Raw genomic sequence first — 21174 nt, 5'->3', positions numbered from 1 at the left:
ATCGCCTTCGCCGGCAAGCCGTGCTCCTACAGAACCGTGTACGGCGAGCGCTTTTCGGTGGTTTACCGGACGTTGAGCACGAAACCCACACGCGTCAGCCATTCAGCTTCCAGCGCAAAGTCAGCCTGAGTCAGCTGGTTGTCGTCCAGCCAGTTTTCCGGGAACAACACCTCCAGGCTGTCACCATTGGCGTGCAGCGCCACTTGAGGCATTTCCTGGGTGCCGCGGATGTGATGGAACAGGATCGCAAAACGCAGCAGCACGCACAGGCGAATCAGCTTGATGCCTTCGTCGCCAAAATCGGCAAACCGGTCCCGGGGAATATTGCGGCGGTGGCCACGCACCAGGAGCGCGAGCATCAGTTGGTCTTCGCGGGAGAACCCGGCGAGGTCCGAGTGCTCGATCAGGTATGAGCCGTGCTTGTGATACTGATAGTGAGCGATGTCCAGGCCCACTTCATGGACCTTGGCAGCCCAGCCGAGCAGTTCGCGCCAGACGCCGTCGTCCAGCTCCCAATCTTCCGCCACCTGATCGAACGCATGCAGTGCCTTGCGCTCGACCCGTGCCGCTTGCTCCAGATCGACGTGGTAACGCTCCATCAGCGAGCTGAGCGTGCGCTCACGGACGTCTTCATGATGATGACGGCCCAGCAGGTCATAGAGCACGCCTTCGCGCAGAGCACCTTCGCAGTGGTCCATGCGTTGCAGTTCGAGGGCGTCGAAGATCGCTTCGAGAATCGCCAGGCCCGCCGGGAAAATCGCCCGGCGGTCAGGCTTGATGCCTTCGAAGTCGATTTTCTCGACATCACCGAGTTTGATCAGCTTGCGCTTGAGCCAGGCCAGGCCTTGGGCGTTGACCTCGCCCGTACCGTGACCGCCGGCTTTCAGCGCCAGGCCGATCGCACGGATGGTGCCCGAGGAGCCGATGGCTTCATCCCAGGTCAGGCGGTGCAGGGCGTGTTCGATGCTCATGATCTCCAGCCGCGCCGCCGTGTACGCCTGGGCGTAGCGGGCCGGGGTGATCTTGCCGTCCTTGAAATAACGCTGGGTGTAGCTGACGCAGCCCATTTGCAGGCTTTCGCGCAGCAGCGGCTCGAAGCGCTGGCCGATAATGAATTCGGTACTGCCGCCGCCAATGTCGGCCACCAGGCGTTTGCCCGGCGTATCGGCGAGGGTGTGCGACACGCCGAGGTAGATCAGGCGTGCTTCTTCACGACCGGAGATGACTTCCACCGGGTGGCCGAGAATTTCTTCGGCGCGGCGGATGAATTCGACGCGGTTACGAGCTTCGCGCAAGGCGTTGGTGCCCACGATCCGCACGGCGCCGGGCGGCATACCGCTGATCAGTTGGGCAAAACGCTTCAGGCAATCGAGGCCGCGCTGCATGGATTCTTCGTTGAGGTGGCGCTCTTCGTCGATGCCGGCGGCCAGCTGAACCTTCTCCCCGAGACGCTCGAGAATACGGATTTCGCCGTTCTGGGCCTTGGCCACGACCATGTGAAAGCTGTTGGAGCCCAGGTCGATTGCGGCGATCAGGGACAGATTCTTGGCTTGGGATTGCGGCATGGTCAGGGGGTCTCGGTCGATAACCTCGACATCGTGCCACGATCAAACGCTGACGCCAACGCGTAGCGTTCAAAGCCTTGATCCTGAGCAGGAAAGAGTAGTGATCTCGCAGACGCCTTCGCGGGCAAGCCTCGCTCCTACAGGTTGGCGGTGGGTGAATGTTCCGCGAACAGCCTGAATCTGTAGGAGCGAGGCTTGCCCGCGAAGACGGCCTCACAGGCACCGAAGATACTTCAGACCGCCGCTTCGACCGTCCCAATGAAATTCGCCAACTCCGCCGTCTGCGGATTCGCGAACAGCACCTTCGGATCCCCCACCTCATGCACCTTCCCCTGATGCATGAACACCAACTTGTCCCCAACCTCCCGGGCAAAGCGCATTTCATGGGTGACCATGATCAGCGTCATGCCCTCCCTGGCCAGTTGCCGAACCACGCTCAGCACCTCATTGACCAGTTCCGGGTCCAGCGCCGAAGTGATCTCATCGCACAGCAACACCTTCGGCGACATCGCCAGCGCCCGGGCAATCGCCACGCGCTGCTGCTGCCCGCCGGACAGCCGATCCGGGAACGCATCAAACTTCTCGCCCAACCCGACCCGTTCCAGCATCTCCCGCGCCAACTCCACCGCTCTGGCCTTGGGCACTTTTTGCACCACTTGTGGCGCGAGCATCACGTTTTCGCCCACCGTCAGGTGCGGGAACAGGTTGAACTGCTGAAACACCATCCCGACTTTCTGCCGCAGGCTGCGTAAATCGGCGCGCGCGGCATCGAGGTATTCGCCGTCGACTTCGATCACGCCGTCGTTGATCGACTCCAGGCCGTTCAGCGTGCGCAACAAGGTCGATTTGCCCGAGCCGCTGCGGCCGATGATCGCCACCACCTGGCCTTCCTCGACGCTGAGGTCGATGCCTTTGAGCACATGGTGATCGCCGTAATATTTATGCAGGGCGGAAATTCTAAGCAGAGGCATGCAGTCTCCTTTCCAGGTAGCGCGCACTGAGGGACAAGGGGTAGCAGAGCAGGAAGTAGCCGAGGGCGACGAGGCCGTAGACCATGAACGGTTCGAAGGTCGCGTTGGCGAGCATCCCGCCGGTCTTGGTCAGTTCGGTGAAGCCGATGATCGAGGTCACGGCGGTGCCTTTGACCACTTGCACCGAGAAACCCACGGTCGGCGCCACGGCGATGCGCAGGGCTTGCGGCAGGATCACGTAGCGCAGTTGCTCCAGCGGGTTGAGCGCCAGGCTCGACGAAGCTTCCCACTGACCGTTGGGGATCGAATCCACGCAACCACGCCAGATCTCCGCCAGGTAAGCGCTGGTAAACAGGGTCAGGGCAATCGCCGCCGCCATCCACGCCGAGATTTCCACCCCGGCCAGCGCCACCCCGAAAAACACCAGGAACAGCTGCATCAACAGCGGCGTGCCCTGGAACAGCTCGATGTAGGTGCGTGCAACGTTGCGCGGCAGGGCATTTTTCGAAATGCGCATGACCATGATCAGCAACCCGATCAACCCGCCGCCGATAAACGCCACCAGCGACAGCGCCAGCGTCCATTGCAGGCCTGTGAGCAAGTTGCGCACGATGTCCCAAAAGGTGAAATCACTCATTGGCTGCTCCTGGCTATGTATCGACGACCGATCCAGTTCAGCAACTGACGGATCAATAAAGCCATGCACAGATAAAGCAGCGTGGTCAGGGCGTAGGTTTCAAAAGCGCGGAAGTTGCGCGACTGAATGAAGTTGGCGGCAAAGCTCAGCTCTTCGGTGGCGATCTGCGAACAGACCGCCGAGCCGAGCATCACGATGATGATCTGGCTGCTCAGCGCCGGCCACACCTTGCCCAGCGCTGGTAGCAGGACCACATGGCGGAAGGCTTCGAACCGGGTCATCGCCAACGCCGCTGCGGCTTCCAGTTGTCCGCGAGGGATCGCTTGAATGCCGGCGCGGATGATCTCGGTCGAATAAGCGCCGAGGTTGATCACCATCGCCAGCACCGCCGCCTGCCATTCGGAAATCTGCACGCCCAGCGATGGCAAACCGAAGAAGATGAAAAACAACTGCACTAGGAACGGCGTGTTGCGGATCAACTCGACGTAAACCCCGAAGATCGCCGAGAACGGGCGGATATTCCACGCCCGCACCAGCGCGCCGACAATGCCCAGACCGACGCCGAGCACCGCACCGATGGCCGTCAGTTCCAGGGTGAACAGCGCACCGCGTACGAGCAGGTCGGTGTTTTGCACCACCGGCAGAAAGTCGAACTGATAGGCCATATCAAATCTCCCGAGGGACGATCAGAGATCGGCCGGCAGCGGCTCTTTCAGCCAGGTCTGTGAGTTTTTTTCCAGCGCGCCGTCAGTCTTGGCGGTGGCGAGGATCTGGTTGACCTTGCCCAGCAACGCCGGCTCGTTTTTGTTTACGCCGACGTAGACCGGCGAATCCTTGAGCTTCACTTTCAGCGCGGGCACGCGTTTCGGGCTTTTCTCGCTGATCGCGACCATCACCACGTTGCCGCTGGCGATCAGGTCAACCTGCCCGGCGAGGTAGGCTGCGATGGTTGAGTTGTTGTCTTCGAAGCGCTTGATGGTGACGCCTTCGGGGGCGACTTTGGTCAGTTCGATGTCTTCGATGGCGCCACGGGTGACGCTGATGGTTTTGCCCTTGAGGTCGTCCAGGCCTTTGATGGCGGCATCCGGCGGGCCGAACACCGCGAGGTAGAACGGCGCGTAGGCGCTGGAGAAGTCGATGACTTTCTCGCGCTCGGGGTTCTTGCCGAGGCTGGAGATCACCAGGTCGACCTTGCCGGTGGTCAGGAACGGGATGCGGTTGGTGCTGTTGACCGGCGTCAGTTCAAGCTTGACCTTGAGTTGGTCGGCCAGCAGTTTGGCGGTGTCGATATCGAGGCCGCGGGGTTTCATGTCCGGGCCGACCGAGCCGAATGGCGGGAAGTCCTGAGGCACGGCAACCTTGAGGACGCCGCGTTTGACCACATCCTCCAGACCGTCGGCGTGGGCGGGCACCTGGCTCAGCAGCAGGCTGGCGAACAGGGAAGCGAGGAGGGCGCTGTAACGCAGGGTCATGGCAAATCTCCGGATCGGCGAGGAATGATTTCTGCGGATCGACAGAGCACGGGCCATGCCAACATTGGGTTTTTGCCGTGCCAAGCCACGGTTTTACTGGTGTTGTTCGGTCTTACTGGTCTGAACAGTCGGTCCGTGTTTCGCACTCTGATAGCGCATCGTCGGCCATTACCGAACCCCGGTGGGGCACGACTTGCCGGGCGCCGCGAATAGCTTTAAAACTAGCCGCTCATTCGCCTGGTTCGTCCGAAAACCATGAATTCGATTTCCCGAGCTGTACCTGAAGTGGCGCTGCAAGCCATCCGCAAACTGATCGCCGAACAAGGTTTCGGGCCGGGGGATGCCTTGCCTTCGCAGCGGGATCTGGCGGTGCAATTGGGGGTCAGTCGGGCGTCGTTGCGCGAAGCGTTGTCGTCGCTGAGTGCCTTGGGCGTGATCAGCATTCAGCCGGGCAAAGGCGTTTTCGTGCAGGCGCCGGTGGACTTGCCTCGCCAGGATGCGGCGCTGAGCTGGCCGTTCGCGGCACAGGCATCACCGCTGGATATCTTCCAGTTGCGCTACGCCCTGGAAGGTTTTGCCGCCGGGCTGGCCGCCGTGACGTTGAGCACCGATGAGCTCGATGCTTTGGAGGACAACGTCGCCGCGATGCGCAATGAACTGAAGGTGGGTGACTTCGAGGCGGCGGCGCGCCTGGACTTCGAGTTTCACCGGCGCATCCTGCTGGCCAGCGGTAATCAGGCGATGCTGAGCATCCTGACGGCCAGCGCCGACATTTTCCTGGAGAGCCAGAAGCTACCGTTCATCCGGGCCGAACGGGCCATGGAAACCTGGCATGAGCACCGCAAAATCCTCCGTGCACTGGCCCGGCGTTCGTCCGGCGCGGCGCAGAAGGCCATGCACGAACATGTGCGCAACGCTGCCCTGCGCACCGGAATTGCCTTCGTCGCTCCCGCCACATCCTGACTTGAGCTATACCCAAACTCATGCACCACCATAGTGAGACTCAATCATCTGCACCTTCCTGAACGAGGGAAGGGCGGCTATGATGGGCCACGTTTTTTTGCTTACAACCTGGAGACTTCCATGAGCAGCGATCTTATCAAACACGTTAGCGACGCTAGCTTCGAGGCCGATGTACTCAAGGCCGAAGGCGCTGTACTGGTCGACTACTGGGCTGAGTGGTGCGGCCCTTGCAAAATGATCGCTCCTGTTCTGGACGAGATTGCTGAAACCTACAAAGGCAAGCTGACCGTTGCCAAACTGAACATCGACGAAAACCAGGAAACCCCGGCCAAGCATGGCGTGCGTGGTATCCCGACCCTGATGCTGTTCAAGAACGGCAACGTTGAAGCGACCAAGGTCGGCGCACTGTCGAAGTCGCAACTGGCTGCTTTCCTCGACGCCAACATCTAAGCGTCGTTTGTAAAGTGTCCGAAAAAAGGCCCCGCATATTGCGGGGCTTTTTCGTTATTGAGGGCTAGACGCTCCGAAACTCAGGTGTTACATTCGGCCCCGCACTGGTTTCTCCACTGCCCCCTGCTAGCCGTCGCCGACGCACTCCTTTTCGAATAAGTACGCGATCCTGTCGCCTTCTCCGCGGCGCGGCCTCATTAAGCCAAAAGCTTAATTTCCCCCCCTCCATAAATGATTACGTCATTCCTATATGAATCTGACTGAACTCAAGCAAAAGCCGATTACCGAACTGCTCGAATTGGCCGAACAGATGGGCATAGAAAATATGGCCCGTTCGCGCAAGCAGGACGTGATTTTCTCCCTGCTCAAGAAGCACGCTAAAAGCGGCGAGGAAATCTCCGGTGATGGCGTGCTGGAGATTCTCCAGGACGGCTTCGGCTTCCTGCGCTCCGCTGACGCTTCCTATCTCGCCGGCCCGGACGATATCTACGTCTCGCCGAGCCAGATCCGCCGTTTCAACTTGCGCACCGGTGACACCATCGTTGGCAAGATCCGCCCTCCAAAGGAAGGCGAGCGTTATTTCGCGCTGCTCAAGGTCGACACGATCAACTACGATCGTCCCGAGAACGCGAAAAACAAGATTCTCTTCGAGAACCTGACCCCGCTGTTCCCGACTGTGCGCATGAAGATGGAAGCCGGCAACGGTTCCACCGAAGACTTGACCGGTCGTGTCATCGACCTGTGCGCCCCGATCGGTAAAGGCCAGCGCGGTCTGATCGTTGCACCGCCGAAAGCCGGTAAAACGATCATGCTGCAGAACATCGCGGCGAACATCGCACGTAACAACCCTGAAGTTCATCTGATCGTATTGCTGATCGACGAACGTCCGGAAGAAGTAACCGAAATGCAGCGCACCGTGCGCGGCGAAGTGGTTGCCTCGACGTTCGACGAGCCGCCAACCCGCCACGTGCAGGTTGCCGAAATGGTGATCGAGAAGGCCAAGCGCCTGGTCGAACACAAGAAAGACGTGGTGATCCTGCTCGACTCCATCACCCGTCTGGCTCGCGCCTACAACACCGTGATCCCGAGCTCCGGCAAAGTGCTCACCGGTGGTGTCGATGCTCACGCCCTGGAGAAACCGAAACGTTTCTTCGGCGCCGCGCGGAACATCGAAGAAGGCGGTTCGCTGACCATCATCGCCACCGCGCTGGTTGAAACCGGCTCGAAGATGGACGAAGTGATCTACGAAGAATTCAAAGGCACGGGCAACATGGAACTGCCGCTGGATCGCCGTATCGCTGAAAAACGCGTCTTCCCGGCCATCAACATCAACCGTTCCGGCACCCGCCGCGAAGAGTTGCTGACAGCCGACGACGAGTTGCAGCGCATGTGGATCCTGCGCAAGTTGCTGCACCCGATGGACGAGATCGCTGCCATTGAGTTCCTGGTCGACAAGCTGAAAACGACCAAGACCAACGATGAGTTCTTCCTGTCGATGAAACGCAAGTAAGTCGATAGACCAGCAAAAGCCGGGGAAACCCGGCTTTTTGCTATCTGATTTTTGATGAACGGCACTTCGTTGTTCTGAACAGAGGGGTTCGGCGCTAAACTGCCAGCCCCCGAACGCCACGGCCAACACGAGGCTCACGCATGCAGTATCGCGACTTGCGCGACTTTATCAGCGGCCTGGAACAGCGCGGCGAACTCAAGCGCATCCAGGTTCCGGTGTCCCCGGTGCTCGAAATGACCGAGGTCTGTGACCGCACCTTGCGTGCCAAAGGTCCGGCCCTGCTTTTCGAGAACCCGACGGGCTATGACATTCCCGTCCTCGGCAATCTGTTCGGCACCCCCGAGCGTGTTGCGCTGGGCATGGGCGCAGAAGCGGTGAGCGAACTGCGCGAGATCGGCAAGCTGCTGGCGTTCCTCAAGGAACCCGAGCCGCCGAAAGGCCTGAAGGACGCTTGGTCGAAGCTGCCGATCTTCCGCAAGATCATCTCCATGGCACCCAAAGTCGTCAAAGACGCGGTGTGCCAGGAAGTGGTCATCGAAGGCGACGACGTCGACCTCGCGATGCTGCCGGTGCAGACCTGCTGGCCGGGCGACGTCGGCCCGCTGATCACCTGGGGCCTGACCGTCACCAAAGGCCCGAACAAGGACCGGCAGAACCTCGGCATCTACCGTCAGCAAGTGATCGGCCGCAACAAGGTCATCATGCGTTGGCTCAGCCACCGTGGCGGTGCGCTGGATTACCGCGAGTGGTGCGAGAAGCATCCGGGCCAGCCGTTCCCGGTGTCCGTGGCGCTCGGCGCTGACCCGGCGACCATCCTCGGCGCTGTGACGCCTGTGCCGGACAGCCTTTCCGAATACGCTTTCGCCGGTTTGCTGCGTGGTAATCGCACCGAACTGGTGAAGTGCCGCGGCAACGATCTGCAAGTGCCGGCCACCGCCGAGATCATCCTTGAAGGCGTGATCCATCCGGGCGAAATGGCCGACGAAGGTCCGTACGGCGACCACACCGGTTACTACAACGAAGTCGACAGCTTCCCGGTGTTCACCGTCGAGCGCATTACCCACCGGATCAAACCGATCTACCACAGCACCTACACCGGTCGTCCGCCGGATGAGCCGGCGATTCTCGGTGTCGCGCTGAACGAAGTGTTCGTGCCGATCCTGCAGAAGCAGTTCCCGGAAATCACCGACTTCTACCTGCCGCCCGAAGGCTGCTCGTACCGCATGGCCATCGTGACCATGAAGAAGTCGTATCCCGGTCATGCCAAGCGGGTAATGCTCGGTGTCTGGTCGTTTTTGCGACAGTTCATGTACACCAAGTTCGTTATCGTCACTGACGACGATATCAACGCACGGGACTGGAACGACGTGATCTGGGCCATCACCACGCGCATGGACCCCAAGCGCGACACAGTGATGATCGACAACACGCCGATCGACTACCTCGATTTCGCCTCGCCGGTGTCCGGCCTGGGTTCGAAAATGGGACTCGATGCCACGCATAAATGGCCCGGTGAAACCACACGCGAGTGGGGCCGGGTAATCGTCAAGGATGAAGCCGTCACCCAACGGATCGATGCCATCTGGAATCAGTTAGGAATAGATTGATGCGTGTAACTTTGCAGCCCTCCGGAGCAGTGCTAGAGATACTGCCCGGCGAGCGGATTCTCGATGGCGCACGCCGCCTGGGCTATGAATGCCCGCAAAGCTGTCGCAACGGCAATTGCCATGTGTGCGCCGCGCTGCTGGTGGAAGGACGAGTCGAGCAGGCCGGTGGTGTGCGCGACCATGGCGAGTTCTACACTTGCATAGCAGAGCCGCTGGAAGACTGCATTGTGCTGTGGGATGGCGTGCTCGCGCTGGGAGAATTGCCGGTGCGCAGCGTCTCGTGTCAGGTCATTGAGTGCAAGGATGTCGGCGGCGATACCTGGCGCGTGAGTTTTCGCGCGCCGGCCGGCAAGCCACCGCGTTATCACGCCGGTCAGTATTTGATGATCGAGCGTGAGAACGGCGAAAAATCCGCATTTTCCCTGGCCTCGGCACCGCATGCGGGGCGTGATCTGCAAATTCACGTACTGGCGCGCGAAAGCAGTGCGCTGAGCCTGATCGAGCAACTGCAACGCAATCCGATGGTGCGGATCGAAATGCCCTTCGGTGATACCCATCTGGCAGAGTTGCCGGACGGCCCGCTGGTGCTGATCGCTGCGGGCACCGGTATGGGCCAGATCCATAGCCTGATCGAACATTGCCGGGCGTCGGGTTTCAAGTATCCAGTGCATCTGTACTGGGGCGTGCGCCGCCCTGAAGACTTTTATGAGATCGAGCATTGGGACGAATGGCAGAAACTGCCGAATCTGTTCCTGCATAAAGTCGTCAGCGATCAATGTGGCTGGAAGGGGCGCTGCGGGATGTTGCATGAGGCCGTGTGCGAGGATTTTCCGGATCTGAAAGCGCTGCATGTATACGCCAGCGGCTCACCGGCGATGGTCTACGGGACACTGGACGCGTTGGTCAACGCCGGGATGGATGCTCATCAGATGCGCGCCGATGTGTTTGCGTACGCACCCAGGGGATGACGCTTCCCCTGTAGGAGCGAGCCTGCTCGCGATGGCGGTCAACGATAACGCGCTGCAGCAGCATGAACGCGTTGTCCCCGCCTCCATCGCGAGCAGGCTCGCTCCTACATATAACTTCATATATAGCCGATCGGTATTTATAAAATTAATTAAATGCCGGTAGGTTATAACTCAATCAGGCAATTAATTAAGAACTGTGCCGTGGCACTTAAATTGCCTTAAAACATATGTGCCTTATTGTTACAGCGGTGCGTTCTATTAAGTAATTCATCACCCGCGGGGAGCTGAACGCTATTCGCCATGAGCGCCATTGAATCTGCTTTTATGAATCTGGCTTACCCTCCGCGGCTCGATCTGGGGCCGCAGCTGACGCACGAACAATTGCTCAGCTCGATGCAGTCGACCATGGCGCGCCACAAGGGTGGGCCGGTCTGGCTGTTCGCTTACGGCTCGCTGATCTGGCGCCCTGAGTGCGCGGCGGTTGAACGGGTTCGCGGCCGGGTGCATGGCTACCATCGCGGTTTGTACCTGTGGTCCCACGAACATCGCGGCACGCCGGAAGTACCGGGGCTGGTATTTGGCCTGGATCGCGGCGGCTCTTGCAGCGGCTTCGCTTATCGCTTGCCCGAAGAACAACTCGAAGCGTCGCTGTATGCCTTGTGGCAGCGCGAAATGCCATTCCCTTCTTATCGCCCACACTGGTTGAACTGCCGTCTCGAAGATGGCAATCAGGTTCAGGCATTGGGATTCGTGTTGGAGCGACACCTGCCCAGCTATGCCGGCAACCTGCCGGATCACGTGCTGAGCCACGTGTTCGAAAACGCTTGCGGGCGTTACGGCACCACTCGCGATTATGTCGAGCAGACCGCCAACGCCCTGCGTAGCCACGCCATGCCAGACCGGAATCTGGAGGCGCGGCTCAAACGCTGCAAATCAAAGGTCGATCAGGCGATCGCTTCGCGGGTCTGACTGGCGACCTGCTTGTGCCACAAGGTTGGCGCAAGAAAAGCCATTGCCAGCAGGCACGCGCCGATCAGCAAGACGAAACCGCCGTCCCAGCCGAAATGGTCCACGGTGTAGCCCATGGCTGCACTGGCCGCGACTGAACCACCCAGGTAACCGAACAGACCCGTGAAGCCCGCTGCCGTACCGGCGGCTTTCTTCGGCGCCAGTTCCAGCGCTTGCAAACCGATCAGCATCACCGGACCGTAGATCAGGAAACCAATCGAGATCAGGGCGATCATGTCGACCGTCGGGTTGCCGGCCGGGTTGAGCCAGTAAACCAGCGTCGCCACGGTCACCAACGCCATGAACACCATGCCGGTCAGGCCACGGTTGCCACGGAAGATCTTGTCCGACATCCAGCCGCACAGAAGCGTCCCGGGAATACCTGCCCACTCGTAAAGGAAATAGGCCCACGAGGTTTTATCCACGCTGAAACCTTTGGCTTCCTTGAGGTAGGTCGGTGCCCAGTCCAGCACGCCGTAACGCAGCAGGTATACAAAGACGTTAGCCATGGCGATGTACCAGAGCATTTTGTTGCGCAGCACGTATTTGACGAAGATTTCCTTGGCGCTGAATTCTTCTTCGTGACTGGCGTCGTAGCCTTCCGGGTAGTCGTTCTTGTACTTCTCGATCGGCGGCAGGCCAACCGATTGCGGCGTGTCGCGCATGGTGGCGAAGGCAAACACCGCCACGGCCATGGCCACTGCCGCCGGCACGTAAAACGCCGCGTGCCAGTCATTGAACAGGCCCATGCCGAGCAGGAACAGCGGGCCGATCAAACCACCACCGACGTTGTGCGCCACGTTCCACAGGGACACCACGCCCCCGCGTTCCTTCTGCGACCACCAGTGGACCATGGTCCGCCCACTCGGCGGCCACCCCATGCCCTGCGCCCATCCATTGATAAACAGCAGGATGAACATGATGGTCACGCTGGACGTGGCCCAGGGCGCAAAACCGAAAATGAACATTACGCCAGCCGAAACCAGCAAGCCGAACGGCAGGAAGAAGCGTGGGTTGGAACGGTCGGAAACAATGCCCATCAGGAACTTGGACAAGCCGTAGGCGATAGCAATCGCCGACAACGCCAGGCCCAGCTCACCGCGGGTATAGCCCTCTTCGATCAGATAGGGCATGGCCAGGGAGAAGTTTTTGCGCAGCAGGTAGTAACCCGCGTAGCCGATGAATATGCCGGCGAAGATCTGCCAGCGATGCCGTCGGTAGGCGCTGTCTATTTTTTCTTCAGGCAATGGAGCCTGATGTGCGGCAGGACGAAAGAAAGCAAACATTCAAGAGCTCCAGATTTCTTGTTTTGACTGCGGATGCGAATGTTACAGTTTCGTTACCGAAAATAGCACTGGTTCACATCGACCAAACAGCGGAAATGTTGGAGATTGCATGTTCTTTTACGAACATGTCGCTCAGGTATAAGTGAAGGGCGCTGTGGGAATTGTTACCTCGCAACCTTTTATGACGCAGCGATGCCCGGCGTAGGGCAGGGCTTTGGGAAATGTCCTGCGCTTGAACAGGAAGTCATGGCGTTATGTGAACAATCACCGAGCCTTAACCTTTGTGCTGTTGCCAGGTCTGGCTTTTCAGTGGTGAAGGGGTGGGGTTTATGCGGTGTTTTGTGTGTGTGCTTTTGCTGGTTTTGTCTATCGATGTTAGGGCTGGAGAAGTGTTCCTGATTCCGGAGAACAATCCAAAGCCGGTTTACCCTGTGGCACTGTACCGAGCTGGAATAACCGGCATGGTCCGTGTCAGCTTTAACGCCCACGCCGATGGCTCGGTCAGCAAGGTAGAGGTTTCGAAAGACGCTCATTCCGAACTTGTCGAAGCTTCCCGAGCAGCAGTCAGCCAATGGCGATACAAACCCTGGGAGATTTCCATTGAGCGCCCTGCGCAAATCCAGGTGGTCGCGCCAATGGTTTTCAGGTTGGACGACAAACTGCCGATTCACGCCAACGAGGAGTTGAAAAAGTTGAGTTGTGGAGACGTCGCCCGGACAGCACTGCAACTGGCAGATTTCTCGTGGGTGGACATGCCGGTGTTCAACTGGACCCGCAGCTATCTGACTCACTCCCTTTCGCCGACGCAGTTGCCAGAGGAGAAGCGTCTGGCGCTCATCGCCAAGCTCAACAAGAGCGTGCCTTCTATTGTGAGGCGTTGTAATACGCATCAAGCGACCCGGTACGTGCATTTTCTTCCGAAGGAAATTCGTGAGTTGCTTTGACGAAAAGTATGGGGCGCTGTCTTTCTGCTGGTCATGTAATCGAAAAGGCCAGAACAACCTCATCAGTTGTTCTGGCCTTTTTGTATCCTGCTGCGATTCAGCGAACCTGCACCACCACTTTCCCGACCGCCTTGCGCTGGCCAAGATCATTGATCGCCTGCGCCGCGTTGCTCAGCGGGTACACCTGCGACACCAGCGGCTTCAACTTGCCCTCGGCGAACCAGCCAAACAATTGCTGGAAGTTCGCCGCGTTGTCCTGCGGTTGGCGCTGGGCGAAGGAGCCCCAGAACACGCCGACCACCGCTGCGCCCTTGAGCAGTGCGAGGTTCACCGGCAATTCCGGAATGCGGCCGCTGGCAAAACCGACCACCAGCAACCGGCCGTTCCAGGCGATGGCGCGGATGGCCTGGTCGAACAGGTCGCCGCCGACCGGGTCGTAGATCACGTCCGCACCCTGGCCATCGGTCAGGCGTTTGATTTCGTCCTTGAGGCTGGTTTCGGTGTAGTTGATCAGTTCATCGGCACCGGCAGCCTTGGCCACGGCCAGTTTTTCGGCGCTGCTGGCGGCAGCAATCACGCGGGCGCCCATGGCTTTGCCGATTTCCACGGCGGCCAGGCCGACACCGCCGGAAGCACCGAGCACCAGCAAGGTTTCACCCGGTTGCAGGTTGCCGCGTTGCTTGAGCGCGTGCATCGAGGTGCCGTAAGTCATGCTGAACGCGGCAGCGGTGTTGAAGTCCATGGAGGTCGGGATCGGCAGCACGTTGTAGCCTGGCACCGCGACCTGTTCGGCGAAACTGCCCCAGCCGGTGAGGGCCATGACCCGATCGCCGACTTTCAGGTGGCTGACTTTTTCGCCCACTGCGCTGACCACGCCAGCCGCTTCGCCGCCCGGCGAAAACGGGAAGGGCGGCTTGAACTGGTATTTGCCCTCGATGATCAGCGTGTCCGGGAAATTCACCCCGGCGGCGTGCACGTCCAGCAGGATTTCATTCTTCTTCGCGACAGGACTGGCGACGTCTTCCAGCACCAGCGATTCGGCAGGGCCGAAGGCTTTGCACAGCACGGCTTTCATCAGGGCTATTCCTTTGGGAGTGATGGCCGATAAGTGTAGGTGTGTGAGTCGACGGGTCAACGAGCATGCCCCGCCCTGATAGTCAGCCATAAGCTTGTGCTTGCGCGGCGGGTCGTTATGCTAGGCCGCAAACCGGATAAGGAGCGAATTGTGAAAGCGTGGATCATGTTGTTGCTGGCCCTGTCTCTGCCTGTGGCAGCAGTGGCTGAAGAAGCCGCCAAAGAAGGTGAAGCCCCGAAAGTCAGCTACCTCACCCTGAGCCCGCCATTCGTGGGCAACTATGGGTTGGATGGCACGGCGAAGTTGAAGGTCTTCAAGGCTGATGTGGCGTTGCGGGTCACCGGTGATGAGGCGGCCAAACAGGTGAAGGCCAATGAACCGTTGATTCGCAATCAACTGGTGGCGTTGTTCACCCAGCAAACCACCGAGGCGATGAACAGCATCGAGGGAAAGGAAAAACTGCGTCAGGAAGCGTTGAAGCAGACCCAGCAAATCATGAACGATGAAACCGGCAAGCCGGTGGTTGAGGATTTGTTGTTCAACAACCTGATTATCCAGTAATGCTGGATTTGTAGGAGCCGGCTTGCTGGCGATAGCGGTTTAACATTCAACATCCATATTGATTGTTACATCGCTATCGCCAGCAAGCCGGCTCCTACAAAAAGCGTGTCAGCGCAGTGCAATCACCGCCGCCCATTGTTCAGCGGTAACAGGCATCACCGACAACCGCGAACCCTTCTGCACCAGCGGCATCTCCGCCAGCGCCGTCTGCTGCTTCAAATAATCCAGCTTCAGCACCCTGGAAAACGTCTCCACATGCGCGACATCAATCGCGCTCCAGGCGTTTTTCTCGGCGCTGGCCTTCGGGTCGTAATAATGACTCTCCGGCTCCAGCGCCGTCGGGTCCGGATACGCCGCTTCGACAATCTTCCCGATCCCGGCAATCCCGGGCTCCGGGCAGCTGGAGTGATAGAAGAAGAACTCGTCGCCGACCGCCATCGCACGCAAAAAGTTACGCGCCTGATAGTTGCGAACCCCATCCCAGCGCGCTTTGCCGAGCTTCTCCAGACCTTTGATCGAGAGCTCGTCGGGCTCGGATTTCATCAGCCAATAGGCCATGGTTTTTGCTCCTTGCGAGTCAGGTGGACAAGTTGTCGGGCGATTTTATGACAAACCGACGGTCGGTTGACGCCAGCGTTTGCGTGTCGGTTCACGTTGTCGCAAAATGCCGGCCTTCTAAGCTTGACGCTGCTGCACGGCCTACACCTACAACGGAAACCGCTGCTGTCATCGTATTGATGTGCCTTTGGGGGGCAATCGATGAAACGCAAACCGGATTTACTATGGATTTTGGTTATTTTGTTCGGCCTTGGCGTCGTGACCACTGGCTATGCCCAAAGCTTGTGGAGCAACAAGACCGATGCGCCGATTGAAATCGCGCAGCAACAACAGCCGTCAGCCTTCAAGCGCTGAACCTGTCTTTTCGACGCCGCTGATTCGAGTGGCGTCTAGTCTGCGAAATACCACGCCTTGTCTGTAACCGTTCCTTGCAACGGCACATCCCAGCTCGCCTGAGCCAGTCTTCCGACCTTCTGACATTCATGGGCCAGCCCCAATAGCGTCGGCTTGCGCCAGTTTTTCCGCCGCGCCAGATACGCCAGGCTCCGGTCGTAGAAACCACCGCCCATGCCGAGTCGGCCACCGACATCGTCGAACCCCACGAGCGGCAACAGCACCAGATCGAGCGCCCAGACTTTGCGTTGTCGGGCGAGGTTGTGCCTGGGTTCGAGAATACGGAAGCGATTGGGTTGGAGCTTTTCGCCGGGGCGAATCCGCTGGAACACCATTTTGGTTCGCGGCCAGGCGCTGAGCACCGGCAGGTAAGTCGCCTTGCCCCGACGTTGTGCGGCGCGCAGCAACAGGCGCGGATCGATTTCACCGTCGGTGGGTAGATAGAGCGAGATGTGTTTGGCGCGGCGAAACAACGGCTGCTGGGCCAATTGCTTGTACAGCCCGCGAGCGGCCTGGCGCTGCTGACTGGCTGTCAGTGCGCGGCGGGCCTTGCGCAGCATGCGTCGAAGTTGCGGGCGGGGCAGCAGCGCAGGTTCGGTCATGGATTCGGGCTTCGGCAGTGCGGGTACACAAAGCGTACCCGTAAAAAAGCCGATGCCGGTATTTAAACCGGCATCGGACTGGAATCAGGCTCCCCGGATGAACCGCTGCTGACTTAGCCCTTGAACCCGAAAGTTCAAGGTGGAAGATGCAGTAGGCTTTAAGGCTTTCCGTCTAGCGGACATGCACACCAGCCCAACGTGCAGCCTCCAGGGTAGTGCGAATCGGCTCAGGGACGTGGTCAACTGGCAAGCACCCCAGGGAGTGTTGCGAGTATAACCCAAGCGGTCGGACGAATCAGCCCTTGGTGACGTCTGGATCGGTGGCGAGCACCAGATCGACGCGATCCAGCAGGTCGCGCACCTGCTCGCGGGTCGAACCGCTGACCTGTACATCCGGCCGTTCTTCCTTGTGCAGAAGGTCGTGCGTGATGTTCAGCGCGGCCATCACGGCGATGCGATCGGCGCCGATGACTTTGCCGCTGCTGCGGATCTCGCGCATCTTGCCGTCCAGGTAACGGGCGGCGCTCACCAGGTTGCTGCGCTCTTCCTGGGGGCAAATGATCGAATATTCTTTGTCGAGGATCTGCACGGTGACGCTATTGCTTGAACTCATGAGTCTTGCTCCAGGGCCTTGAGGCGCGAAATCATCGATTCGACCTTACGCCGGGCGATTTCGTTCTTTTCAATGAGGTGAGCGCGTTCCTCGCGCCAGGTTTTTTCCTGAGCTAGTAGGAGTCCATTTTGACTCTTAAGTTGCTCGACTCGATCAATTAGCAGTTCGAGTCTGGCCATCAGCGCTTGCAGGTCGGTGTCTTCCATTGTGTCCACTGAAATGTCTGATGGGTGTTGAACCGTAGGAGCGAGCTTGCTCGCGATGGTCGCCAACGATAACGCTGGGTCCCTGACACCCAGCGGCGTTCTCGGGTTCATCGCGAGCAAGCTCGCTCCTACAGGGGTAGTCGATGTAGGATACAAGGCCTTCATTCTAGACATAGCGCCGTCTGGCGCCTAGCTGCCCATGCCCATTCAGAATTCTCCGTACCAAGCCTTCGCCACCCTGCTGACTTCCAGCGGTCACAACGTCTCGCCTGCCGAACTGCATGGCCTGCTGCTCGGTCGCAGTTGCGCCGGTGCCGGTTTCAATGCAGAAGAGTGGCTGATCGATGCCGCCGAGCTGCTCGAAGGCGAGCCGCAAGACAACGTTCGCAATGCCTTGATCGGCTTGCAAGAGATGGTCAAGGGCGAACTCACCGGCGACGACGTGACCGTCGTTCTGCTGCTGCCGACCGATGACGCGCCGCTGGCTGACCGTGCCGCTGCACTGGGCCAATGGTGCCAGGGCTTCCTCAGCGGTTTCGGCCTGAACTGCCGCGACAGCAGCATGCTCAGCACCGAGGCCACCGAAGTGTTGCAGGATCTGGCGGCGATTTCCCAGGTGCAAGACGCGCTGGAAGAGTCCGACGACGGCGAAAGCGACTACATGGAAGTCATGGAGTACCTGCGTGTCGCGCCGCTGCTGCTGTTCTCCGAAACCCGTAAGCCAGACGCGCCGGCTGCCGCCAAACCGTCGTTGCATTAATCGCGAGCCAGGAAAAGCCATCTGCCCATGATTCATATCCCGAAATCGGAATACAGCCGTCGCCGCAAGGCCTTGATGGCGCAGATGGAACCCAACAGCATCGCGATTCTGCCCGCCGCCGCGGTCGCCATCCGCAACCGCGACGTCGAGCATGTTTACCGCCAGGACAGCGACTTCCAGTACCTCAGCGGTTTCCCCGAGCCTCAAGCCGTTATCGTGCTGATGCCGGGTCGTGAGCATGGCGAATACCTGCTGTTTTGCCGTGAGCGCAACGCCGAGCGAGAACTCTGGGACGGCCTGCGCGCCGGTCAGGAAGGCGCGATCCGCGACTTCGGTGCCGACGACGCTTTCCCCATCACTGACATCGACGACATCCTGCCGGGCCTGATCGAAGGACGCGACCGGGTGTATTCGGCCATGGGCAGTAACCCGGAATTCGACCGCCACCTGATGGAATGGATCAACGTGATCCGCTCCAAGGCGCACCTCGGCGCGCAGCCGCCGAACGAATACGTTGCGCTGGATCATCTGCTGCACGACATGCGCCTGTATAAATCGGCGGCAGAAGTGAAGGTGATGCGCGAAGCCGCGCGGATTTCCGCCCAGGCGCATATTCGTGCGATGCAGGCCAGCCGGGCCGGGTTGCATGAGTACAGCCTTGAAGCCGAGCTTGATTACGAGTTCCGCAAGGGCGGGGCGAAGATGCCGGCGTATGGTTCGATCGTCGCGGCGGGGCGCAACAGCTGCATCCTGCATTACCAGCAGAATGACGCGGTGCTCAAGGACGGTGATCTGGTGCTGATCGACGCCGGTTGCGAGATCGACTGCTACGCCAGCGACATCACGCGCACCTGGCCGGTCAACGGCAAGTATTCAGCGGAACAGAAGGCGATCTATGAGTTGGTGCTGGCTTCACAAGAAGCAGCCTTTGCCGAAATCGCCCCGAACAAACACTGGAATCAGGCGCACGAAGCCACGGTCCGGGTGATTACCACCGGTCTTGTGAAGTTGGGCCTGTTGCAGGGCAACGTCGACGAACTGATCGCCAGCGAAGCCTATAAAGCGTTTTACATGCACCGCGCCGGCCACTGGCTGGGCATGGATGTGCATGACGTCGGCGAGTACAAGGTCGGCGGCGAATGGCGCGTGCTGGAAGTCGGCATGGCGCTGACCGTGGAACCGGGGATCTACATCGCCCCGGACAACCAGAACGTAGCGAAGAAATGGCGCGGCATTGGCGTGCGCATCGAGGATGACGTCGTGGTCACCAAAACCGGCTGTGAAATCCTGACCAATGGCGTACCGAAAACGGTCGCCGAGATTGAAGCCTTGATGGCGCAAGCGCGGACAAAAGCAGCATGAGTCGAGTCAATCTGGCAATTATCGGTGGCGGCCTGGTCGGTGCCAGCCTGGCGTTGGCCTTGCAGGCCGGAGCCAAGGCGCGCGGCTGGAAGATCGTGCTGATCGAACCGTTTGCCCCCGGCCACACCTATCAACCGAGCTACGACGCCCGTTCTTCGGCGTTGTCCTACGGTGCCAAACAGATTTATCAACGGTTGGGCGTGTGGCAGGAAATCTCCCGCCGTGCCGAGCCGATCAAGCAGATTCACGTTTCCGACCGTGGCCGTTTCTCCACCGCGCGCTTGTCGGCGATGGAAGAGGGTGTGCCGGCGCTGGGGTATGTGGTGGAAAACGCCTGGCTTGGCCAATGCCTCTGGCAAGGTCTGGACAAGGACGTGGTCACTTGGCGCTGCCCGGCGGAAGTCACGCGCATGGAACCGCTGACCGACGGCTATCGCCTGACCCTCAGCGACGAAACAATGCTGGAGTGCGACCTCGCAGTGCTCGCTGATGGCGGCCGTTCCGGTCTGCGCGAGCAATTGGGGATCGGCATCAAAAAGCGCCCGTACAACCAGAGCGCGCTGATCGCCAACATCACCCCGAGCGAAGCGCACAACGGCATGGCGTTCGAGCGTTTCACCGACGACGGTCCGATGGCGTTGTTGCCGTTGCCGGAAAATCGTTGCGCATTGGTCTGGACCCGCCTGGGCATGGACGCGCAACGGCTTGCGGCCCTGGATGAACGCAGTTTCCTCAGCGAATTGCAGGGCGTGTTCGGTTACCGCCTCGGCACGTTGAAACAGGTCGGCGCACGGCATCTTTATCCGTTGACGCTGATCGAAGCCGAAGAGCAGGTGCGTCCGCATCTGGCGATCCTCGGCAACGCCGCCCACAGCCTGCACCCCATTGCCGGCCAGGGTTTCAACCTGTCGCTGCGTGATGCGCAAGCGTTGGCGGACGCGCTGCTGGCGAGCGAGACCTCGCTCGGCGATTTCGCGACCTTGCAGGCTTACCGCGAACGCCAGCGGATGGATCAGAATCTGACCGTGGGCTTCTCCGATCAGGTCACGCGGTTGTTCGGCAGCACTCAACCACTGGTTTCGCTGGGCCGTAACATCGGCCTGCTCGGCCTCGATCTGCTGCCGCCGGCCAAGCGCTGGTTCGCCCGACAGGCCATGGGCCTGGGTACGCGTCCCGATGCGTAAGTGGCTGACGAGCAGGTTCGGCAAAGCGCGGTTGATGCGTTGGATCATGACCTTCTACCCGCCGTACCTGGGCGCCGGGGTTCGCGTGCGGCACATCAGCGATGATTTTCGGGACATCACGGTGTCCATGGGCCTGGGCAGGTACAACCGCAATTACGTCGGCACGCAGTTCGGTGGCAGCCTGTATTCGATGGTCGATCCGTTCTACATGCTGATGCTGATGGAAAACCTCGGGCGCAATTACATCGTCTGGGACAAAACGGCAGACATCGATTTCATCTCGCCGGGCAAAGGCCCGGTGTTCGCCAACTTCAGGGTCGACGAGACCTTGCTCGACGAGGTCCGCCGGCAAACGGCGAACGGCGAAAAATACCTGCCGCAATTGCAGGTCGATATCCACGACGGCGCCGGCACCTTGGTGGCGCGGGTCCAGAAAACCCTTTACGTGCGGCTCAAGCCGCAAGCGAGACAGGCTTAAA

General features: G+C 59.7%; 24 protein-coding genes and 1 other RNA gene. 13 read left to right on the top strand and 12 right to left on the bottom strand.

Annotation, left to right across the window (positions count from 1 at the left end; translation table 11 throughout):
* Positions 1-62: 62 nt before the first annotated feature.
* The 5 genes from ppx to K5R88_RS19670 all read right to left on the bottom strand — a co-directional run bounded on the left by ppx (position 63) and on the right by K5R88_RS19670 (position 4645).
* Entirely contained in the window at positions 63-1565 is a 1503-nt protein-coding gene (gene ppx / locus K5R88_RS19690; RefSeq protein WP_008024297.1) for an exopolyphosphatase, read from the bottom strand.
* 233 nt (positions 1566-1798) lie between these two features.
* Positions 1799-2536 carry an amino acid ABC transporter ATP-binding protein gene (locus K5R88_RS19685; RefSeq protein WP_226298227.1) on the bottom strand — a complete coding sequence of 246 codons (738 nt, stop codon included), beginning with the start codon at positions 2534-2536 and terminating at the stop codon, positions 1799-1801.
* Entirely contained in the window at positions 2523-3173 is a 651-nt protein-coding gene (locus K5R88_RS19680) for an amino acid ABC transporter permease (RefSeq protein ID WP_008024293.1), read from the bottom strand. The genes K5R88_RS19685 and K5R88_RS19680 overlap by 14 nt, the downstream gene beginning before the upstream one ends.
* On the bottom strand, positions 3170-3838 hold the full coding sequence (locus tag K5R88_RS19675) for an amino acid ABC transporter permease (RefSeq protein ID WP_207284914.1): 669 nt from the start codon (positions 3836-3838) through the stop codon (positions 3170-3172). Before K5R88_RS19675 ends, K5R88_RS19680 begins: the two co-directional genes overlap by 4 nt.
* Positions 3839-3859: 21 nt before the next feature.
* Positions 3860-4645, bottom strand: a complete 786-nt coding sequence (locus K5R88_RS19670) for a transporter substrate-binding domain-containing protein (protein WP_008024289.1) — start codon at positions 4643-4645, stop codon at positions 3860-3862.
* 255 nt (positions 4646-4900) lie between these two features.
* Between K5R88_RS19670 and K5R88_RS19665 the strand changes: the two genes are divergently transcribed.
* The 6 genes from K5R88_RS19665 to K5R88_RS19640 all read left to right on the top strand — a co-directional run bounded on the left by K5R88_RS19665 (position 4901) and on the right by K5R88_RS19640 (position 11112).
* Entirely contained in the window at positions 4901-5608 is a 708-nt protein-coding gene (locus tag K5R88_RS19665; protein WP_008024287.1) for a FadR/GntR family transcriptional regulator, read from the top strand.
* A gap of 120 nt (positions 5609-5728) precedes the next feature.
* The gene (gene trxA, locus K5R88_RS19660) at positions 5729-6058 is read left to right on the top strand and encodes a thioredoxin TrxA (RefSeq protein WP_003206727.1); all 330 of its coding nucleotides are present in this window, start codon (positions 5729-5731) and stop codon (positions 6056-6058) included.
* A gap of 250 nt (positions 6059-6308) precedes the next feature.
* Positions 6309-7568 (top strand): transcription termination factor Rho, encoded by a 1260-nt coding sequence (rho, locus tag K5R88_RS19655; RefSeq protein ID WP_007942421.1) that lies wholly within the window; start codon positions 6309-6311, stop codon positions 7566-7568.
* 140 nt (positions 7569-7708) lie between these two features.
* Positions 7709-9175 (top strand): 4-hydroxy-3-polyprenylbenzoate decarboxylase, encoded by a 1467-nt coding sequence (gene ubiD, locus K5R88_RS19650; RefSeq protein ID WP_008040678.1) that lies wholly within the window; start codon positions 7709-7711, stop codon positions 9173-9175.
* Positions 9175-10143: a CDP-6-deoxy-delta-3,4-glucoseen reductase gene (locus K5R88_RS19645; RefSeq protein WP_226298226.1), complete on the top strand. Its 969-nt coding sequence runs from the start codon at positions 9175-9177 to the stop codon at positions 10141-10143. Before ubiD ends, K5R88_RS19645 begins: the two co-directional genes overlap by 1 nt.
* Positions 10144-10443: 300 nt before the next feature.
* Entirely contained in the window at positions 10444-11112 is a 669-nt protein-coding gene (locus tag K5R88_RS19640; RefSeq protein WP_008024281.1) for a gamma-glutamylcyclotransferase, read from the top strand.
* On the opposite strand, the gene glpT is transcribed toward K5R88_RS19640, so the two are convergent.
* Positions 11088-12437 (bottom strand): glycerol-3-phosphate transporter, encoded by a 1350-nt coding sequence (gene glpT / locus K5R88_RS19635; protein ID WP_008024279.1) that lies wholly within the window; start codon positions 12435-12437, stop codon positions 11088-11090. The genes K5R88_RS19640 and glpT overlap by 25 nt on opposite strands.
* Before the next feature lie 347 nt (positions 12438-12784).
* On the opposite strand from glpT, the gene K5R88_RS19630 reads away from it, so the two are divergent.
* Positions 12785-13381 (top strand): energy transducer TonB, encoded by a 597-nt coding sequence (locus K5R88_RS19630; RefSeq protein WP_442963899.1) that lies wholly within the window; start codon positions 12785-12787, stop codon positions 13379-13381.
* A gap of 97 nt (positions 13382-13478) precedes the next feature.
* Here K5R88_RS19630 and K5R88_RS19625 read toward each other — a convergent pair whose 3' ends face one another.
* Entirely contained in the window at positions 13479-14456 is a 978-nt protein-coding gene (locus K5R88_RS19625; protein ID WP_008024273.1) for an NADPH:quinone oxidoreductase family protein, read from the bottom strand.
* Between the two features lie 150 nt (positions 14457-14606).
* Between K5R88_RS19625 and K5R88_RS19620 the strand changes: the two genes are divergently transcribed.
* Positions 14607-15017 (top strand): flagellar basal body-associated protein FliL, encoded by a 411-nt coding sequence (locus tag K5R88_RS19620; protein ID WP_032832554.1) that lies wholly within the window; start codon positions 14607-14609, stop codon positions 15015-15017.
* A gap of 108 nt (positions 15018-15125) precedes the next feature.
* Here the strand turns inward: K5R88_RS19620 and K5R88_RS19615 are convergent, their stop codons facing one another.
* A complete protein-coding gene (locus K5R88_RS19615) occupies positions 15126-15575 on the bottom strand; it encodes an EVE domain-containing protein (protein WP_008024269.1) in 450 nt (149 codons plus the stop codon).
* A 201-nt stretch (positions 15576-15776) separates the two neighbouring features.
* On the opposite strand from K5R88_RS19615, the gene K5R88_RS19610 reads away from it, so the two are divergent.
* Positions 15777-15929, top strand: a complete 153-nt coding sequence (locus tag K5R88_RS19610; protein WP_008024268.1) for a hypothetical protein — start codon at positions 15777-15779, stop codon at positions 15927-15929.
* Between the two features lie 35 nt (positions 15930-15964).
* Here K5R88_RS19610 and K5R88_RS19605 read toward each other — a convergent pair whose 3' ends face one another.
* The 4 genes from K5R88_RS19605 to K5R88_RS19590 all read right to left on the bottom strand — a co-directional run bounded on the left by K5R88_RS19605 (position 15965) and on the right by K5R88_RS19590 (position 17389).
* Complete coding sequence (locus K5R88_RS19605) at positions 15965-16570, bottom strand: 5-formyltetrahydrofolate cyclo-ligase (RefSeq protein WP_008024267.1); 606 nt, start codon at positions 16568-16570, stop codon at positions 15965-15967.
* Between the two features lie 86 nt (positions 16571-16656).
* A non-coding RNA gene (gene ssrS / locus K5R88_RS19600) (6S RNA) lies at positions 16657-16835 on the bottom strand.
* Between the two features lie 30 nt (positions 16836-16865).
* A complete protein-coding gene (locus K5R88_RS19595) occupies positions 16866-17183 on the bottom strand; it encodes a cell division protein ZapA (protein WP_008024266.1) in 318 nt (105 codons plus the stop codon).
* Positions 17180-17389 (bottom strand): TIGR02449 family protein, encoded by a 210-nt coding sequence (locus K5R88_RS19590; protein ID WP_003177365.1) that lies wholly within the window; start codon positions 17387-17389, stop codon positions 17180-17182. Before K5R88_RS19590 ends, K5R88_RS19595 begins: the two co-directional genes overlap by 4 nt.
* A gap of 199 nt (positions 17390-17588) precedes the next feature.
* Here K5R88_RS19590 and K5R88_RS19585 point away from each other — a divergent pair, with 199 nt between their 5' ends.
* The 4 genes from K5R88_RS19585 to K5R88_RS19570 are packed head-to-tail and all read left to right on the top strand — an operon-like array spanning position 17589 to position 21173.
* Positions 17589-18149: a YecA/YgfB family protein gene (locus tag K5R88_RS19585; protein WP_008024262.1), complete on the top strand. Its 561-nt coding sequence runs from the start codon at positions 17589-17591 to the stop codon at positions 18147-18149.
* Positions 18150-18176: 27 nt separating this feature from the next.
* Positions 18177-19511: a Xaa-Pro aminopeptidase gene (gene pepP, locus K5R88_RS19580; protein WP_008040694.1), complete on the top strand. Its 1335-nt coding sequence runs from the start codon at positions 18177-18179 to the stop codon at positions 19509-19511.
* Positions 19508-20695: a 2-octaprenyl-6-methoxyphenyl hydroxylase gene (gene ubiH / locus K5R88_RS19575; protein WP_008024259.1), complete on the top strand. Its 1188-nt coding sequence runs from the start codon at positions 19508-19510 to the stop codon at positions 20693-20695. Before pepP ends, ubiH begins: the two co-directional genes overlap by 4 nt.
* Entirely contained in the window at positions 20688-21173 is a 486-nt protein-coding gene (locus K5R88_RS19570; protein WP_008040698.1) for a DUF4442 domain-containing protein, read from the top strand. Before ubiH ends, K5R88_RS19570 begins: the two co-directional genes overlap by 8 nt.
* The last annotated feature ends 1 nt before the right edge of the window (position 21174 follow it).

Origin of the sequence: Pseudomonas sp. MM213 (assembly GCF_020423045.1) — a bacterium.
Taxonomy (GTDB): Bacteria; Pseudomonadota; Gammaproteobacteria; order Pseudomonadales; family Pseudomonadaceae; genus Aquipseudomonas; species Aquipseudomonas migulae.
The sequence above is the reverse complement of the archived record's forward strand: the minus strand, read 5'-3'. Positions and strand labels throughout refer to the sequence as shown.

What these genes read in the sequence shown, in the direction of transcription:
- K5R88_RS19590 (WP_003177365.1), bottom strand. Translation starts at nt 17,389, where the DNA reads ATGGAAGACACCGACCTGCAAGCGCTGATGGCCAGACTCGAACTGCTA.
- glpT (WP_008024279.1), bottom strand. Translation starts at nt 12,437, where the DNA reads ATGTTTGCTTTCTTTCGTCCTGCCGCACATCAGGCTCCATTGCCTGAA.
- K5R88_RS19665 (WP_008024287.1), top strand. Translation starts at nt 4,901, where the DNA reads ATGAATTCGATTTCCCGAGCTGTACCTGAAGTGGCGCTGCAAGCCATC.
- K5R88_RS19685 (WP_226298227.1), bottom strand. Translation starts at nt 2,536, where the DNA reads ATGCCTCTGCTTAGAATTTCCGCCCTGCATAAATATTACGGCGATCAC.
- K5R88_RS19645 (WP_226298226.1), top strand. Translation starts at nt 9,175, where the DNA reads ATGCGTGTAACTTTGCAGCCCTCCGGAGCAGTGCTAGAGATACTGCCC.
- K5R88_RS19610 (WP_008024268.1), top strand. Translation starts at nt 15,777, where the DNA reads ATGAAACGCAAACCGGATTTACTATGGATTTTGGTTATTTTGTTCGGC.
- ppx (WP_008024297.1), bottom strand. Translation starts at nt 1,565, where the DNA reads ATGCCGCAATCCCAAGCCAAGAATCTGTCCCTGATCGCCGCAATCGAC.
- trxA (WP_003206727.1), top strand. Translation starts at nt 5,729, where the DNA reads ATGAGCAGCGATCTTATCAAACACGTTAGCGACGCTAGCTTCGAGGCC.
- K5R88_RS19675 (WP_207284914.1), bottom strand. Translation starts at nt 3,838, where the DNA reads ATGGCCTATCAGTTCGACTTTCTGCCGGTGGTGCAAAACACCGACCTG.
- ubiD (WP_008040678.1), top strand. Translation starts at nt 7,709, where the DNA reads ATGCAGTATCGCGACTTGCGCGACTTTATCAGCGGCCTGGAACAGCGC.
- pepP (WP_008040694.1), top strand. Translation starts at nt 18,177, where the DNA reads ATGATTCATATCCCGAAATCGGAATACAGCCGTCGCCGCAAGGCCTTG.
- K5R88_RS19585 (WP_008024262.1), top strand. Translation starts at nt 17,589, where the DNA reads ATGCCCATTCAGAATTCTCCGTACCAAGCCTTCGCCACCCTGCTGACT.
- K5R88_RS19640 (WP_008024281.1), top strand. Translation starts at nt 10,444, where the DNA reads ATGAGCGCCATTGAATCTGCTTTTATGAATCTGGCTTACCCTCCGCGG.
- K5R88_RS19605 (WP_008024267.1), bottom strand. Translation starts at nt 16,570, where the DNA reads ATGACCGAACCTGCGCTGCTGCCCCGCCCGCAACTTCGACGCATGCTG.
- K5R88_RS19670 (WP_008024289.1), bottom strand. Translation starts at nt 4,645, where the DNA reads ATGACCCTGCGTTACAGCGCCCTCCTCGCTTCCCTGTTCGCCAGCCTG.
- K5R88_RS19615 (WP_008024269.1), bottom strand. Translation starts at nt 15,575, where the DNA reads ATGGCCTATTGGCTGATGAAATCCGAGCCCGACGAGCTCTCGATCAAA.
- ubiH (WP_008024259.1), top strand. Translation starts at nt 19,508, where the DNA reads ATGAGTCGAGTCAATCTGGCAATTATCGGTGGCGGCCTGGTCGGTGCC.
- K5R88_RS19680 (WP_008024293.1), bottom strand. Translation starts at nt 3,173, where the DNA reads ATGAGTGATTTCACCTTTTGGGACATCGTGCGCAACTTGCTCACAGGC.
- K5R88_RS19595 (WP_008024266.1), bottom strand. Translation starts at nt 17,183, where the DNA reads ATGAGTTCAAGCAATAGCGTCACCGTGCAGATCCTCGACAAAGAATAT.
- K5R88_RS19625 (WP_008024273.1), bottom strand. Translation starts at nt 14,456, where the DNA reads ATGAAAGCCGTGCTGTGCAAAGCCTTCGGCCCTGCCGAATCGCTGGTG.
- rho (WP_007942421.1), top strand. Translation starts at nt 6,309, where the DNA reads ATGAATCTGACTGAACTCAAGCAAAAGCCGATTACCGAACTGCTCGAA.
- K5R88_RS19570 (WP_008040698.1), top strand. Translation starts at nt 20,688, where the DNA reads ATGCGTAAGTGGCTGACGAGCAGGTTCGGCAAAGCGCGGTTGATGCGT.